The following is a 15,892-nucleotide window of genomic DNA, read 5'->3' as shown; positions in this document are numbered from 1 at the left end:
GAGGACGGGACACCAAGGGTCTACGCCCTTGAAGTGCCTGGCGCGCAAGTGCATGGGCATTCCCACGAAGATGGGCGCGAGCACACGCACGACGGGCACACCCACAGCCACCCGCAAGATCACGGACACACGCACGAGCACGCGCACTCCCACCCCCACAGCGATGGCCACACGCACGTGCCGGAGCTCATCTCCCTGGAGCAGAACCTGCTGGCCAAGAACGACCTGCTCGCGGAACGGAACCGTGGCTGGCTCGCGGGACGGAAGGTCCGGGCCATGAACATGATGAGTTCCCCAGGCGCCGGCAAGACCACGCTCCTGGTGCGGACGCTCACGGAGCTGGGAGACCGGCTGCAGGCCGGGGTTATCGAAGGTGACCAGGAAACCTCCCTCGATGCCGAACGCATCCGCGCCGCCGGCCGGCCCGTGGTGCAGATCAACACAGGGGCGGGCTGCCACCTCGACGCCGATATGCTCCGCCGGGGACTCGACGCGCTCGATCCCCCGATGGGTTCGACCGTGTTTATCGAGAACGTGGGAAATTTGGTCTGCCCCGCCCTTTTTGACCTGGGCGAGGCAGCCAAAGTAGTAGTCGTCTCAGTGACGGAAGGTGATGACAAACCGCAGAAATACCCGCACATGTTCATCGCAGCTGACCTGGTGATCATCAACAAGTCGGACCTGCTCCCCTATGTTGATTTCGACGTCGACGAGTGCTTGCACCGCATCCGTCACCTCAACGCCCACGCGCAATTCCTGGTCCTCTCGGCCACTACCGGCGACGGCCTTGCCGCCTGGTATGACTGGCTGGATGGCCGAACTACTCCGACAGAGACCCGGCCAGGGTCTCTGGAAGAGTCCCTGACAGACGCACACTGAGCCCCCCTCGGGCCGCGGAAAGAGCCAACGATGCCTACCGAAACTTCCCTCAAGGCCGAAGAAACGCTGATCCACGTGCTGTGGATCAACGCCGGGTTGAGCTGCGACGGCGATTCCGTCGCCCTGACCGCGGCAACCCAGCCCAGTGTGGAGGAGATCGCCCTCGGTGCGCTGCCCGGCCTGCCCCGCATCGCCATGCACTGGCCTCTGATCGACTTCGAGTGCGGACCCCAGGAAGGGGCGGACGACTTCCTCGAGTGGTTCCGCAAGGCGGACCGCGGCGAACTGGAGCCCTTTGTCCTGGTGGTTGAAGGGTCCATCCCCAACGAAAAACTGCACGACGCCGGCGGCTACTGGTGCGGGTTCGGCAACGACCTCGAGACCGGCCAGCCGATCACCACCAGCGAGTGGCTGGACCGTTTGGCACCCAAAGCCACGGCCATCATCGCCGCCGGCACGTGTGCAACGTACGGCGGCATCCATGCCATGGCCGGAAACCCCACCGGCGCCATGGGAGTCCCCGACTATCTGGGCTACGACTGGAAATCCAAGGCTGGCATTCCCATTGTCTGCGTGCCAGGCTGCCCCATCCAGCCGGACAACCTCTCCGAAACCATGACCTACCTGCTGTACCAGGCCACCGGACAGGCCCCGATGATCCCGCTCGATGATGCGCTGCGGCCCACCTGGCTGTTCGGCAAGACCGTCCACGAAGGCTGTGACCGGGCGGGATACTACGAGCAGGGCGACTTCGCCACCGAATACGGCTCCCCCAAGTGCATCGTCAAGCTCGGCTGCTGGGGTCCGGTGGTCAAGTGCAACGTGCCCAAGCGTGGCTGGATGAACGGGATCGGCGGCTGCCCCAACGTTGGCGGCATCTGCATCGGCTGCACCATGCCGGGCTTCCCGGACAAGTTCATGCCGTTTATGGACGAGCCACCCGGCGGCAAGCTCTCCACCGGCACCATCCGCCCCTACGGCGCAGCCATCAGGGCGTTGCGCGGCATCACCACCCACACGCTGGACCAGGAGCCCAAGTGGCGCCGGCCCGGACGCGAACTGCTAACCGGCGCACAGCGCACCTGGTAGCCACCCCCAATTCCAGACAGGTGAAGAACATGACCTCAACGATTCCAACGCCGTCCGGGAGCGGGACGGACAACAACAACCTGGTGGAGATGGCCTGGGATCCCATCACCAGGATTGTCGGCAGCCTGGGCATCTACACCAAGATCGATTTCGCGAACAACCAGGTGGTGGAGTGCAAGAGCACCTCCTCGATTTTCCGCGGCTACTCCATCTTCATGAAGGGCAAGGATCCGCGGGACGCCCATTTCATTACGAGTCGCATCTGCGGGATCTGCGGCGATAACCACGCCACCTGCTCCTGCTATGCGCAGAACATGGCCTACGGCGTGAAGCCGCCCAACCTGGGCGAATGGATCGTGAACCTCGGCGAAGCGGCCGAGTACATGTTCGACCACAACATCTTCCAGGAAAACCTCGTGGGCGTGGACTACTGCGAAAAGATGGTGTCCGAGACCAACCCCGGAGTCCTGGCCAAGGCGGAAAACACCCGGTCCCCCCATGAGGGCGAGCACGGCTTCCGGACCATCGCAGACATCATGCGCTCGCTGAACCCCTTCACCGGGGAGTTCTACCGCGAGGCGCTGCAGGTCAGCCGTGCCACCCGCGAGATGTTCTGCCTGATGGAGGGGCGCCACGTGCACCCCTCCACGCTCTACCCGGGCGGCGTTGGCACGGTGGCCACCATCCAGCTCATGACTGACTACATCACCCGGCTCATGCGGTATGTGGAATTCATGAAAAAGGTGGTCCCCATGCATGACGACCTTTTCGACTTCTTCTACGAGGCGCTGCCCGGCTACGAACAGGTAGGCCTGCGCCGGACGCTGCTGGGCTGCTGGGGCTCCCTCCAGGACCCGGACTACTGCAACTTCGAATACAAGGACATGACCCAGTGGGGCCGGAAGATGTTCGTCACCCCGGGCGTGGTGGTGGACGGCAAACTGGTCACCACCGACCTGGTGCGGATCAACCTGGGCATCCGGATCATGCTGGGGTCCTCCTACTACGAGGACTGGGAAGACCAGGAGATGTTCGTGACCCACGATCCCCTGGGCAACCCGGTGGACCGCCGCCACCCCTGGAACCAGCACACCAACCCCAGGCCACAGAAGAGGGACCTCAAAGAGAAGTACAGCTGGGTCATGTCCCCGCGCTGGTTCGACGGCCAGGACAACCTGGCACTGGACACCGGCGGAGGACCCCTGGCACGGCTCTGGGCCACGGCGCTCGCCGGCCTGGTGGATATCGGCTACATCAAGGCGACCGGAAGGAGCGTCCAGATCAACCTCCCCAAGACGGCGCTCAAGGGCCCGGTGTCCTTCGAATGGAACATTCCGCAGTGGAGCAACACCCTGGAACGCAACAGGGCCCGCACGTATTTCCAGGCCTACGCGGCCGCGGCAGCGCTGCACTTCGCCGAAAAGGCCCTGGAGGAAATCCGTGCCGGCCGGACCAAGACCTGGGAGACCTTCACGGTTCCGGACGAGGCCATCAGCTGCGGCTTCACGGAGGCCGTCCGCGGTGTCCTGTCGCACCACATGGTGATCCGCGACGGCAAAATCGCCAACTACCATCCCTATCCGCCCACCCCCTGGAACGCCAGCCCGACGGACTCGGCCGGGATTCCCGGCCCCTATGAGGACGCGGTGCAGGGCCAGCCGATCTTCGAGGAGAACGACCGCGAGCACTTCAAGGGCATCGACATCATGCGGACCGTCCGCAGCTTTGACCCGTGCCTGCCCTGCGGCGTCCATATGTACCTGGGCAACGGCCAGAGCCTGGACAAGTTGCACTCGCCCACCCAGATCCTCACCGGCGAGTAACAGGCCATGCACGCCGGGGACCGGCCGCTGCAAACCGGCGAGCGGATAGGCACGCTCCTTGACGCCCTCGGAGCGGGCGGCGCGGTGGCTCGCGGCCGGGCGGAGGACCTGGTACGGCAAGTCACCGACATGTACGGCTCGGGGCTGGAACGGATCCTGGAAATCCTCGATGAGCAGGGAAAGCTCGACGACGACACGCTGGCAGCGCTCGCCTCCGACGAGCTGGTGTCCGGCCTGCTGATCATCCACGGCCTCCATCCCGCATCGATGGAAACGCGGGTGGCCGGGGCACTGGACAGCGTCCGGCCCTACCTGGGCTCCCATGGCGGGGACGTGGAACTGCTGGACATCAGCCCGGAGGGCGTTGTGCGGCTGAAGCTGCTCGGCACCTGCCAGGGCTGCCCGTCGTCGTCCGTCACCCTGAAGTTCGCCGTCGAAGAAGCGATCGAAACGGCAGCCCCCGAGGTCACGGCCATCGAAGTGGTGGAAGCGGAAAAGCACGCCGCCACCCCTGCCTTGATCCCCGTCGACGCCCTGCTGGTCCGGATGAACCACACAGACCCCGCCGCCGCGGGCAACGGCTGGCATGATCAGCCGGAAGGGTCCTGGGAGCCCGTCCCCGGCATTGCCGACCTGGAACCCGGCGACGTGGCCGGGTTCCAGGTGGGCGGCTATTCACTCCTGGCCTGCCGGACCGGGCAGGACGTCTACGCGTACCGGGACTACTGCCCACGCTGCGCCGGGTCCATGGCGGGCGCAGCCCTGCAGCGCGCCCTCGCAGCCCCGTCCGGCGGAGGACTGCTGCGCTGCGCCACCTGCCGCGCACACTTCGACGTCCGCCAGGCCGGCGCCTGCCTGGAGGACCGGACCCTGCACCTGGACCCGCTCCCGCTGCTCGTTCGGGGCGGCGTGATGTCTGTGGCCGTGCCGGTTGCGGCAGGGAAGGGCGGCTGAGATGGAAACGCCTGGCCTGCCCGTCGCACTCCTGCGCCGGATCGCCGCTGCCCCGCCGCCCGCTCCTGCAGGCGAGAGCTGCGAAATGTGCGGGGAGCCCATCGCGGCCGAACACCAGCACGTGGTGGACCTGGAGAGCCACGCCATGATGTGCACCTGCCGTCCGTGCTACCTGCTTTTCGCCGACAGCAACGCCCACCTCCGCTACCGGTCGGTGCCTGACCGGTACCTGTCCTTTCCCGACTTTGAACTCGGCCCGGGCCAGTGGGACGAGCTGGAGATTCCGGTAGGACTGGCATTCTTCTTCCGCAGTTCCACGATGGAGCGGACGGTTGCCTTCTACCCTGGCCCAGCCGGCGCCACCGAATCCGAGCTGCCCCTGGATGCCTGGGATGCCGTCATGGTGCGAAATCCCGCCCTGTCCATGGCGGCCCCGGATACCGAGGCGCTCCTGATCCGGGGGCCCGGCGAGGACCGCACCCAGGCTGACTGCCACTTGGTCCCCGTGGACGCCTGCTATGAGCTGGTGGGTCACCTGCGGCGCCTGTGGCGGGGGTTCGACGGCGGCCAGGAGGCCCGCGACCAGCTCACCGCCTTCTTCGACAGAGTCAGCAGCCGCAGCAAGCCGGTCCGTGAAGCCACGCGGGAACCAACGTCCGGGAGCCTGCAGTGACTGCGCTGGCGTTCGAGGTCCTGGACATCCAGCCCGAACCCTACGCGGCGGCGCCCCAGCTCACCGCGACGCTGCGCGTGACCGAGTCCACCGGAACCGCGGTGCACGCCATCGCCCTGCGCTGCCAGGTCCGGATCCTGCCCCAGCGCCGCGGCTACACGCCAGAAGAAGAAGCAGGCCTGCTGGACCTTTTCGGCGAGCGCAGCCGGTGGCCCACCACGCTCAAGTCCTTCCTCTGGTTGCAGTGCAGCACCATGGTCCAGGGCTTCACCGGGGAAACCGAGGTGGGGCTCCCGCTGCCATGCACATTCGATTTCGACGTTTCCGCGGCCAAGTACCTGCAGTCCCTGCGTGACGGGCTGGTCCCGCTGGAACTGCTGTTCTCCGGCACCGTCTTCACGAAGGGCCAGACCGGCTTCGGCGTGGAGCAGGTGCCCTGGGACCTCGAAGCCTCCTACCGGCTTCCCGTGGACGCCTGGCGCCGGCTCATGGACCAGTACTTCCCCAACACCGGGTGGCTCCGCCTCGACCGCGACGTGCTCGCTGCCCTGTCGCACTACAAGGCCGCCCGGGGCCTGACCTCTTGGGATGCCACCGTGGAAACCCTGCTGGCGCATGCCACCGCGGTATCTACGGCAGCGCTGTCAGGAGACCCGCTGCCATGAATATGAGCCTCAGCCTTGCCCGCGCCGTGGCAGATGCCGTCCTATACGAGGGCTACCTGCTCTACCCGTACCGCGCGTCCTCGCAGAAGAACCAGGCCCGCTGGCAGTTCGGCATCCTCGGCCCGCCGGGCGCAGCCGCTGCCGGCGCGGGCGAGGAACCCCACATGTTCGCCGACTGCCTGCTCACCACTGGCCCGCGGGCCACCATCGAAGTCCACCTGCGCTTCCTGCAACTCCAGAGCCGTTCCGCTGAAAAAGCGGACGACGACGGCGGGTTCACGGCGGTGGATGAGCTCACCGTCGGCGCCGCCCGCTGGCTGAGCTGGGACGAGGCAGTGGAGCGGGAAGTCACGCTTGGGCCGTTTCCCGTGGCCAGGCTCAGCGGCCGGGAGACGGTTCTGCCCGTGGAGGTTCCCGGCGGAGAAGACGTCGAGGAACTCCGTGACACCTCGGGGCGGCAGGCTGGCAGGTTGGTCCGCCGTCGTCGTCCGCTTCATGGTGACGTGAGGCTGGAAGCTGCGCCTGCCGGCGGGGACCTGGTCAGACTGCGCGTCGGCGTTGCCAATAGGGCTGCGAATACTGCGTCGGGCGGGGCGGCTGGCTGGACCAGGGAGGATGCCATCGCGGAATCCTTCATTGGCACACACCTGCTGTTGAGCCTTCAGGACGCTGATTTTGTTTCCCTGCTTGAGCCACCGCCCGACGCCCGATCCGCGGCGGCCACGTGCAAACAGCACCGGTGCTGGCCCGTCCTGGCCGGTCCGGAAGGGCAAGCGGATGTGCTGCTGGTGTCTCCGATCATCCTCTACGACCACCCTGCGGTGGCTCCGGAAAGCTCGGTGGCGCTGTACGATTCCACGGAAATCGACGAGATCCTCACCCTGCGCGTGCTGACACTCACCGAGGAGGAAAAGGCCGAAGCCCGCGCCACGGATCCCCGGGCGGCGGCCATCATCGACCGGTGCGAGGCCATGACCCCCGAGGAACTGCAGCAGCTGCACGGCATCCTGCGCAATCCCCGGGCCCTGGATGTCGCACTGGACAGCCCGGAACCCCAAGCCGGCCGCACCGGCGAGGAAGCCGCGTGGTGGACGCCTGAAGCCGAAGCCCTGGTCCAGCCGCACCTGGATGCCGTCCTGATCAACGGGGTTCCGGTGGCCCGGGGCAGCAGGGTCAGGGTGAATCCGAGCAGGCGCGCCGATGCCCAGGACCTGTTCTTCGCCGGGCAAACGGGCCGCGTCACCAACGTCCACTTCGACGTGGACGGCAGCACCCATGTAGGCCTGGTCCTCGACCAGGACCCCGCCGCGGACCTCCACGAGGGGTACGGCCGGTCCTTCTACTATTCACCGGAAGAGCTCGAACCCCTGGGTCAGGATGGAAAGGAAAGTCCGCCATGAGAATCATAGGAATGGCCACCGTAGGGTTGCTGGCGGCGCTGGCACTCGGCGCCATCTACGTGGGAATCCGCTCAGTCCCCGACGTCCAGCGATATCTGCAAGCACGGCGGATGTGAAGCCGGCATGAACGCCGCCGCGCCTTTGGCACAGCCCTCCGCGGCAGCCCCCGTGCAGAACGCGTCCCGCGTGCTGATAGCAGGCGTGGGCAACATGTTCCTGCGCGACGACGGCTTCGGCCCGGAAGTCGCCCGCCGGCTGGCTTCGGGCGTTCACCTGCCGCCCGGCGTCGAGGTGGTGGACTACGGCATCCGCGGCATGCACCTGGCCTACGACCTCCTGGCCGGAGTGGACGTGCTGGTGCTCGTTGATGCGGTGCCGCCGGCCCGCGGGACAGAACGCGACGGCGGCGGGGACGGTTACGGTGACGGCACCGGCGGGACGTCCCCGGGCAGCATCCGCGTGCTCCGGATCCGCACCGAGGATCTCGACGGCGGCGCGTCCCTGGACCCCCACGGCATGGACCCGGCCGCCGTCCTCGGCAAGCTCCGGACCCTGGGCGGCGAGGTGCCTGTCACCTATGTCGTGGGCTGCGTTCCGGCCGACGTGACCGAAGGAATCGGCCTGACGGCACGGGTGGCCGCTGCCCTCCCCGCGGCGATTGCCGCCGTCGGAACGCTCCTCAGCCAACACACCTCCAACCAGACCTAAGGCGGACGAATCATGTGCCTCGGAATCCCGGGCCAGGTCATCGGGCTGATCGATGGCTACGGCAACCAGCTCGCGCTGGTGGACGTGGCCGGCGTGCAGCGCAAAATCAACATCGGGCTTCTGGAAGACGGCCCGCTGCCACCGGGCAGCTGGGTCCTGATCCATATGGGCTTCGCGCTGGAGCGGGTGGACGACGCAGGCGCTGAACAGGCGATGAGCGGGCTCGAACTGATGGGCCGGCCACGGCAACCCGGCGACGGCAACGACGTTCCGCCGCCGGCTGACCACCACCAACAAGGAGAACACCATGACACCCATGAATCCGTCCGAACCACGTGACGAGGAGCAGGAGACCGCCCCCGGCACTGCTCGCGCTTGGGGCAGCGAGCCACCGCTGAAGGAGCCCGCGCAGCCGGGTTCCGACGAAACTCCGGCGGATGCCGCCATCGCTCCGGAAGGAGTGGGCGAGAGCACCACCCGGCGCGGTGAAGACGTTGTCAAGGAGGAAGGCAAGGAGCCGGGCCGTAAAGACACCGGAACGGACGCGGGCCCGGCGGAACGGCCTACCGGCGAATCCTCCCCCCGCGATTCGACCGCTATCGAGCCCCCGGACGACCCCCATACCGCGGCACCGCAGTCACCCTAGCCACGGGGATCGCCCTAGCTCCAGGGTTCCAAGGCTCAGTGGCCGGAGGGCTCAGTGTTCCAGGGCGATAGCTGCGCCGCGGTGTTCAACGCCGCTGTTGGCGATCTTAAGGTGCCGGCCGGTGAAGTACTTCAGTTGCTGCAGCTGATGGGAAGTCAGCCGGTCACAGACCCAGTCCCAGTGGAGCGACACCACATCGCCCGCTGCGAGCCCGGCAACGAAACCGGTACCGTTCACGGCATACTTGGCGGACTCCACAACGGGATCCCCCACGGCCAGTGTTGTTCCGTCCCAGGTCAGGGGACGCGATTTCACCACCGCTTCGTCGCCGGTGATGGCCAGGACCTCGCCCCACCGGATCCGGCAGCGGTCCAGGACATTCAGCGCAGTGGCGTACCGGCGGTCATCCCGCAGCAGGCCCAGCCACGGATAGATTTCGAAGACGTGGAAGCTGTGGTGCGGAACGCCGCCGGCCAACACGCCTTCCACGAGGTGCGGAAACTGCCGGCCGGTGCGGGCCCGGAACCGGTCTTCCATCGAGTTACCCATGTTGCCGATGCCCACCGAGTCCAGCAGGCTGTTTCCCACCCAGTAGGCCTCGACCACGCGCGCGTCGAGCGGGTTGGGGATGCCGTGGGCGCCGGCAATGAGTTCCAAGTACGGCCAGGCTCCGGCGAAGCCCTTCGCGAGTTCCCGGAGCCCCTGGTCAGTGACGCCGGACTGGCCGTAGTGCAGCAGGGCGTCGCTGTCCGGAGGGCCGCAGCTGCCCCGCGAATTGGGCGGGTAGGCATACCGGACAAACAACTGGGCACCATCGATAACCATCGCGTGGCCACCTTCTCCGAGGGTCTTTTGAACCTAGCACCGCCACGCACCCCGGACAAGGGCCGCTCGGCCGACGTGGCGAGCACAAAAACCGTTGACAGCCTCCGCGCACGAGCGGATGCTGTGAAGACCGAAGCGCAGGGGGTCACACACCATGGCAACCACCGATCTCAACCGCCGCACCGCCCTTCAACTCCTTGCGGCGGGAAGCTCAGCAGCACTCCTGGCCGGATGTGCCGGCACCCCCGGTTCCCCGTCGTCGTCGGGCGCTGACGTGAACCGGGGGACCGGCAGCGCCGGGGGGATCAGCGTCACCGACCAGCGCGGCAAGACCATCACCTTCGCCCGGCCCGTGACCCGCGTGGTGGCCATCCCCATGCCGGCGGCGTCGCTGCTCGTGGCGGTGGACCGGACCGCTGACCATCTCGCTGCCATGCACAACGCGTCCTGGGTGGCCATGCGCGACGGCATCATGGGCACAATGTTTCCCAAGGCCCTGGATCTGCCGCACGAGATCGCCACACAGGACTTCACCGCCAACGTGGAAAGCGTGCGTGCTCTCGATCCGGACGTGGTGATCCAGTGGTCCGACGCCCAGCTCGTCGATCCGCTGGAAAAGGCCGGTCTCAACGTCATCGGGCTGACCAACACCGGCAAACAGGGAGATGTGGACGCGTGGGTGGCCATGTTCGCCGCCATGCTGGGAAAACCGGAACGGGCCGTGGAGATCAAGGCGCGGAGCGACCATGAGCTCGCCGCCATCAAGGAGCTGGCCGCAGGCAGAAACTCCACAGGGCCCAGCATCTTGTACTTCAACCGGTTCACCGGCGGCCTCAAGGTAGCTGCCGCCAACAGTTACAACGACTTCTACATCAAGCTGGTGGGTGCCGCGAATCCCGCTACCGGGGATGACCCGCTGCAGGGCTCGGGGATGGTGGGCCTGGACGTGGAGCAGGTGCTGCGGTGGGATCCCGAGGTCATCCTGCTGGGGAACTTCGACGCCGCCATGCCCCAGGATCTCTACTCAGACCCCGTCTGGCAATCAGTGTCCGCGGTGAAGTCCCGGCGCGTGTACAAGGTGCCGCTGGGCGGATACCGGTGGGATCCCCCCGGGCAGGAGTCACCGCTGATGTGGCACTGGCTCAGCGACATCGCGTTCCCCCAGCAGCGCTCCCTCCTCCGGGACAAGGTCACGGAGTACTTCGATTTCCTGTACGGCCACAAGCCGACGGCGGCGGAACTGGACAAGGTCCTGTGGACCGCGGCCAACGCTCACTCTGACCACTACCGGCAGTTCAATGCTGCATGACGCCAGCGACGAACGGCTTGAAGCCGGCAGAGCCCGTGCGTCCGATAGCCCGGAGCGGGGCACCAGCCCCGCCGGGGACGTTAACGACGCCGCCCGGGACCGGGACCGGGACGGTACGCGTGAAGGACGGCCTGGACCATCGGCCCTGAAGCCCATCGCCATCAGCACCATCTTCCTGGTTGCCGTGACTCTGGTGGCCTTGGCCCTCGGCCGCTACAACATTCCGCTCTGGCACGTGGTGCAGATCCTGGTGGGGCAAGTCGTCCCGATCCCCTCCGAAGCCACCGCCACGGAGGAGAATGTGGTGCTCCTTGTCAGGCTGCCCCGCGTGCTGCTGGCGCTGCTGGTGGGCGGCGGCCTGGCGATCGGCGGCGCCGCGCTGCAGGCCATCTTCCACAATCCGCTGGTCAGTCCGGACATCATCGGTGTTTCCGCGGGCGCATCCTTCGGCGGCGCGCTGGCGATACTCTTGGGGCTGGGGACGTTCGCGCTGATCACCAGTTCCTTCGCTTTCGGACTGATTGCCCTGGCCATGCTGTTCCTCATCACCTCGGGCCGCGGCGGGACTCCCCTGCTCATGATCGTGCTGGGCGGCGTGGTCACTGGATCGTTCTTCTCCGCGCTGGTAGCCCTGGTCACCTACATCGCGGATCCCAACACCACGTTGCCGGCCATCGTGTTCTGGCTCCTGGGGAGCATAGCCACTGCCACCTTCGGCAAGGTGGCGGTGGCACTGATTCCGGTCGTCGGTGGCGCGTTGGTGCTCCTGGCCTTGCGGTGGCGCATCAACGTACTCTCGCTGGGCGACGACGATGCCACGGCCCTGGGGATCCGGCCCCGCCCGCTGCGGTGGGTGGTCCTCGTTTCGGTGGCACTGATCGTGGCCGGCGCGGTGGCCGTCAGCGGCGCGGTCAGCTGGGTGGGCCTGGTGGTCCCGCACCTGGCAAGGATGTGGGTGGGTCCGGACCATCGGGTCCTGCTGCCGGTGTCCTTCCTCTTGGGCGGCGCCTATATCATGCTCGTGGACACCGTGGCGCGCACCGCGACAGCAGGCGAGATCCCGCTCGGCGTGCTGACGGCCCTGATCGGCGCGCCCGTGTTTTTTGTCCTGCTGCGCCGGAACCGGGACAGGATCTGGGAAAGTGCTTGAGCTGAACGGCGTGGGCTTCGGATACGGCCGGACGGACTGGGTCTTCCGGGACGTCAGCTTCCAGGTGCTCCCGGGAACAGCCACCGCCGTCCTGGGACCCAACGGCAGCGGCAAGACCACCCTGGTGCGATGCGCCGCCGGGCTGCTGAACCCCGTAGAGGGAAGCGTTACGCGGACGGCCAGAGCGGGCTACGTCCCGCAGGCCCATGGCAGTACCTTCGCCTACCGGGCCCTGGATATGGTGCTGATGGGACGCGCCCGACAGATCGGACTCTTCCGTTCGCCAGGTCCGGCAGACCGGGCTGCTTCCCTGGAGGCAATGGAGAGGGTGGGTGTCGCCGGCCTCCGCAGCAGGTTCTTCCCCACCCTCAGCGGGGGCGAGCAGCAACTGGTCCTGATCGCCCGGGCCATCGCCGCCGGTTGCCCCGTCCTGGTGCTGGACGAGCCCGCCACCGGGCTGGACCTGAAGAACCAGGTCCGCGTCCTGCGTCTCCTGCGCGAACTGATGACGGACGGCATGGCGGTGCTCCTCAGTACGCACCACCCGGACCACGCCTTGTACCTCGCGGACCGGGCCGTCCTGCTCACTGCCAGCGGACCGCGGACCGGCGATGCCTTGGAGCTCCTGAGCGAGACGGAACTCACCGCGCTTTACGGTGTGGGCGTCAGCACCATGGCGTACGCCGACGGCCGCAACACCCGCCGGACGGTGGTGGTGCACTACGGCGGCCGGTGAGTTCCGGAGTTTGCGCGAGCCGGCAGCTAATGACGTCAAAAGGGACCGGAAAGGGTATTAGCTGCCAGTTCGCGCGGGGGTGTGCGTGTCGCGCAGGGGTGCGAGGTTCTCGCGGATTGCGCGGGTGCGAGGGCGGAAAGCGTCCGGCGTTAGCCCGTGTTGCGCAGCCCGGCCGCTACCCCGTTGACGGTGATCAGCATGGCCCGCTGGAGCCGTTCGTCGATCTCGGCTCCGCTGATGCTTTCGCTTTCGGCGCCCTGGGCGGCCCGTACGCGGCGGAGCAACTCCACCTGCAGGTAGCTGATGGGGTCCAGGTACTGGTCCCGGATCTCCAGCGAACGCTTGAGCGTCGGCTGGGCATCCAGGAGCACACCTTCGCCGGTAAGTTTCTGGATCTCTGAGACCGTGAGCTCGTACTCTTCGCGGATGGTGCGGAAAATGCGGTGCAACTCCTCGGGAACCAGGGTGGCCACGTAGTACCCGGCGATGTCCATGTCCGTCTTGGCCAACGTCATCTCCACGTTGGACAGAACCGACCGGAAGAAGTGCCAGTTCTCCATCATCTCCACCAGCTGGGCGGAGTTTCCGGCCTCACGGGCAGCCTTCAGGCCCGAGCCAACACCGAACCAGCCCGGCACGATCTGCCGGGACTGGGTCCAGCCGAACACCCACGGGATGGCCCGCAGGCCGCCCAGCCCCGCCCCGGAATCCGGGCGTTTGGACGGGCGGGAGCCGATATTCAGCGAGCCCAGCTGCTCCACCGGAGTGGAGGCCAGGAAGTACGCGGGCAGGTCAGGATCGTCGATGAGCTTCCGGTACCGGTCGAAGGCATCGTCGGAGATGGTCTCCATGACGTGCCCGTACCGTTCGCGCTGGTCATCGGACGTGCGCGGATCCCGGTGCAGGGCCGAGCCCTGGAGCACTGCCGCTAGGGAGAGCTCCAGGTTTTCCCGGGCCAGCTCCGGCAGCGAGTACTTGTCGGAGATGACCTCGCCCTGTTCGGTGAATTTGATCTCGCCTTCCAGCACGCCGTTGGGCTGCGCCATGATGGCGTCATAGGTGGGTCCGCCGCCGCGGCCCACGGAACCGCCGCGGCCGTGGAACAACCGGACACGGACGCCGTGCTTGGCCGCAACGTCGCGCAGGTTCCGCTGGGTCTTGTGGATCTCCCACTGGCTGGTCATCACGCCGGATTCCTTATTGGAGTCCGAGTAGCCCAGCATGATTTCCTGGACGTCGCCGCGCAACCGGACCAGGTCGCGGTAGGACGGAACGGACAGCAGCTGGTCCACGATCTCCGCCGAGGCACGCAGCTCCTCCACGGTCTCCAGCAGGGGCGCGAACCCGATCTTGGCGTAGGGGTTTTCGCCGAACAGGTTGATGAGGCCTGCCTCGCGGGCCAGGACGGCCGCGGCCAGGACGTCGTCCGCGCCGCGGGTCATGGAAACGATGTAGGTCTCGATGACGTCCGGACCATACGTGCGCAGGGCGCGGCGGATCTCACGGAAGACGTCGTACGTGCCGTCAGCGACGCCGTCGAGCTTAATGGGGTGGCCGGACAGCGGCCGGCGTGAGGCGAGCTCCGAGCCGAGAACCTCAAAGCGTTCCACCCGGCTCAGTTCCGCGTAGCGGATGCCGGGGCCGCCCAGCCGGTCCATCAGCTGGCCAACGGCGTCGTGGTGGTGGTCGGCGTGCTCGCGGATGTCCAGGGTGGCCAGGTGCAGGCCGAAGGACGCGACGGCGCGGCGGACGCGGGCAAGGGCGCCATCGGCAGCGAGCGACGCCGAGTGGTTGCGGAGGGACAGCTCCAGCAGTTCAAGGTCGTTGAGGAGTTCCTCGGTGGAGCTGTAGTCACGGCCGTGCTCATGGGTGGAGTCCGCGGCAACCCGCTTGCCCGTGTTGATGAGCTTGGCCTTGATGCACGTGAGCTTGAGGCGGTAGGGCTCCTGGGCGTTGAGCTCCAGGACCCGCCGGTCCAGGCCCGGCAGCTTCTTCAGGTCCGCATCGATGGAGTCCAGCAGGGTCTGGTCCGCGCCGGACAATGCGGTGGAGTTGGACAGGATGGAGATCAGCTCATCCATCATCGCAATGCTGATGCGGACGGCGTGCTGGTTCTGGATCTGCAGGATTTCCTTGGTGACCGCCGCCGTGACGTTGGGGTTGCCGTCCCGGTCGCCGCCGATCCAGGACCCAAACCGGATGGGTGCGTCCTGGGACGAAAGGCTGACACCGTGCTCACCGAGCAGCTCCGAGAAATCCGAGAGCATCTCGGGCATGGCGTCGGTCAGGATGCCGCCGAGGTAGTAGATCGCGTTGCGGGCCTCGTCCACCGGGGTGGGGCGCACCTGGCGCAGTTCGTCCGTCTGCCACATCTGGTCGATGACTTCGGAAAGCTGGCGGTCCTGCCGGCGGCGCGCGGTGGTGCCTTCCTTAGTGGACTCGGCCAGGATGTCAGAGAGCTTGCGGATCTTGTCCAGCACGGAACGGCGCGAAGCCTCGGTGGGGTGGGCGGTGAAGATGGGGCGGACGTCCAGCCCGTTGACCACTTCCTGCAGGACTTCGGGCCCCGCCTGGGCCGCGATTTCGGTGACGGCCTTGGCCAGCCACCCATCCTTCTCCTGCCGGGTCCGCAGACCGCGGACCCGGTGGACCTGCTCAGCCGCATTGGCCAGGTGGAAGTAGAACGCGAACGCACGCACCAGGTCGGTGGCTTGCTCGATCGGCAGGGAGCCGAGCAGTTCGCGGACCTGTTCGACGACGTCGTGCGCGCTCCACGGGCCGGTGGCATCGGCACCGCCACGGGCGGCTTCCTTGGACTCCTTGGTGAGGAGGCGCACCTGCTCCACCAGATCAAGGAGTTCGGGGCCGTGCTGGCGGACCAGGGATTCACCCAGCAGGGTGGAGACGCGCCGGACGTCGGCCCTCAGTTCAGAGGCGAGGTCGGTTGCGGAATTCATTGCAGTGTTAGCCATGGAAACTGTCTTTCGAGGGTTCGGACTTGGCTCGTACACTGCGCTGGATACTGTGAGCCACGT

At 66.9% G+C, this 15,892-nt stretch carries 16 protein-coding genes; 14 read left to right on the top strand and 2 right to left on the bottom strand.

What is annotated here, in order from left to right:
* Positions 1 to 33: 33 nt before the first annotated feature.
* The 11 genes from hypB to ACZYZ4_RS08070 are packed head-to-tail and all read left to right on the top strand — an operon-like array spanning position 34 to position 8,837.
* Positions 34 to 879, top strand: coding sequence for a hydrogenase nickel incorporation protein HypB (hypB, locus tag ACZYZ4_RS08120; protein ID WP_463859784.1), 846 nt, complete (start codon positions 34 to 36; stop codon positions 877 to 879).
* A 30-nt stretch (positions 880 to 909) separates the two neighbouring features.
* Positions 910 to 1,968: an NADH-quinone oxidoreductase subunit B family protein gene (locus tag ACZYZ4_RS08115; RefSeq protein ID WP_463859782.1), complete on the top strand. Its 1,059-nt coding sequence runs from the start codon at positions 910 to 912 to the stop codon at positions 1,966 to 1,968.
* 29 nt (positions 1,969 to 1,997) lie between these two features.
* Positions 1,998 to 3,791 (top strand): nickel-dependent hydrogenase large subunit, encoded by a 1,794-nt coding sequence (locus tag ACZYZ4_RS08110; protein ID WP_463859781.1) that lies wholly within the window; start codon positions 1,998 to 2,000, stop codon positions 3,789 to 3,791.
* Positions 3,792 to 3,797: 6 nt separating this feature from the next.
* The gene (locus ACZYZ4_RS08105) at positions 3,798 to 4,745 is read left to right on the top strand and encodes a NifU family protein (protein WP_463859779.1); all 948 of its coding nucleotides are present in this window, start codon (positions 3,798 to 3,800) and stop codon (positions 4,743 to 4,745) included.
* Position 4,746: 1 nt separating this feature from the next.
* Entirely contained in the window at positions 4,747 to 5,418 is a 672-nt protein-coding gene (locus tag ACZYZ4_RS08100) for a DUF5947 family protein (protein WP_463859777.1), read from the top strand.
* Positions 5,415 to 6,083: a DUF6084 family protein gene (locus ACZYZ4_RS08095; RefSeq protein WP_463859776.1), complete on the top strand. Its 669-nt coding sequence runs from the start codon at positions 5,415 to 5,417 to the stop codon at positions 6,081 to 6,083. The genes ACZYZ4_RS08100 and ACZYZ4_RS08095 overlap by 4 nt, the downstream gene beginning before the upstream one ends.
* Positions 6,080 to 7,483 (top strand): hypothetical protein, encoded by a 1,404-nt coding sequence (locus ACZYZ4_RS08090; RefSeq protein WP_463859774.1) that lies wholly within the window; start codon positions 6,080 to 6,082, stop codon positions 7,481 to 7,483. Before ACZYZ4_RS08095 ends, ACZYZ4_RS08090 begins: the two co-directional genes overlap by 4 nt.
* Positions 7,480 to 7,599, top strand: coding sequence for a DUF6893 family small protein (locus ACZYZ4_RS08085; protein ID WP_463859772.1), 120 nt, complete (start codon positions 7,480 to 7,482; stop codon positions 7,597 to 7,599). The genes ACZYZ4_RS08090 and ACZYZ4_RS08085 overlap by 4 nt, the downstream gene beginning before the upstream one ends.
* Positions 7,600 to 7,606: 7 nt before the next feature.
* The gene (locus ACZYZ4_RS08080; RefSeq protein ID WP_463859770.1) at positions 7,607 to 8,191 is read left to right on the top strand and encodes a hydrogenase maturation protease; all 585 of its coding nucleotides are present in this window, start codon (positions 7,607 to 7,609) and stop codon (positions 8,189 to 8,191) included.
* Between the two features lie 12 nt (positions 8,192 to 8,203).
* On the top strand, positions 8,204 to 8,530 hold the full coding sequence (locus ACZYZ4_RS08075) for a HypC/HybG/HupF family hydrogenase formation chaperone (RefSeq protein WP_463859768.1): 327 nt from the start codon (positions 8,204 to 8,206) through the stop codon (positions 8,528 to 8,530).
* Entirely contained in the window at positions 8,499 to 8,837 is a 339-nt protein-coding gene (locus ACZYZ4_RS08070) for a hypothetical protein (protein ID WP_463859766.1), read from the top strand. The genes ACZYZ4_RS08075 and ACZYZ4_RS08070 overlap by 32 nt, the downstream gene beginning before the upstream one ends.
* Positions 8,838 to 8,888: 51 nt before the next feature.
* Here ACZYZ4_RS08070 and ACZYZ4_RS08065 read toward each other — a convergent pair whose 3' ends face one another.
* The gene (locus tag ACZYZ4_RS08065; RefSeq protein WP_463859764.1) at positions 8,889 to 9,662 is read right to left on the bottom strand and encodes a DUF6390 family protein; all 774 of its coding nucleotides are present in this window, start codon (positions 9,660 to 9,662) and stop codon (positions 8,889 to 8,891) included.
* Positions 9,663 to 9,816: 154 nt separating this feature from the next.
* Here ACZYZ4_RS08065 and ACZYZ4_RS08060 point away from each other — a divergent pair, with 154 nt between their 5' ends.
* The 3 genes from ACZYZ4_RS08060 to ACZYZ4_RS08050 are packed head-to-tail and all read left to right on the top strand — an operon-like array spanning position 9,817 to position 12,857.
* Positions 9,817 to 10,971 carry an ABC transporter substrate-binding protein gene (locus tag ACZYZ4_RS08060; protein WP_463859762.1) on the top strand — a complete coding sequence of 385 codons (1,155 nt, stop codon included), beginning with the start codon at positions 9,817 to 9,819 and terminating at the stop codon, positions 10,969 to 10,971.
* Entirely contained in the window at positions 10,961 to 12,121 is a 1,161-nt protein-coding gene (locus tag ACZYZ4_RS08055; protein WP_463859760.1) for a FecCD family ABC transporter permease, read from the top strand. Before ACZYZ4_RS08060 ends, ACZYZ4_RS08055 begins: the two co-directional genes overlap by 11 nt.
* Positions 12,114 to 12,857 (top strand): ABC transporter ATP-binding protein, encoded by a 744-nt coding sequence (locus tag ACZYZ4_RS08050; protein ID WP_463859758.1) that lies wholly within the window; start codon positions 12,114 to 12,116, stop codon positions 12,855 to 12,857. The genes ACZYZ4_RS08055 and ACZYZ4_RS08050 overlap by 8 nt, the downstream gene beginning before the upstream one ends.
* A gap of 149 nt (positions 12,858 to 13,006) precedes the next feature.
* Here ACZYZ4_RS08050 and ppc read toward each other — a convergent pair whose 3' ends face one another.
* Entirely contained in the window at positions 13,007 to 15,829 is a 2,823-nt protein-coding gene (ppc, locus tag ACZYZ4_RS08045) for a phosphoenolpyruvate carboxylase (protein WP_463859756.1), read from the bottom strand.
* Positions 15,830 to 15,892: the final 63 nt, after the last annotated feature.

The organism is Pseudarthrobacter adonitolis, assembly GCF_055412845.1.
The sequence above is the reverse complement of the archived record's forward strand: the minus strand, read 5'-3'. Positions and strand labels throughout refer to the sequence as shown.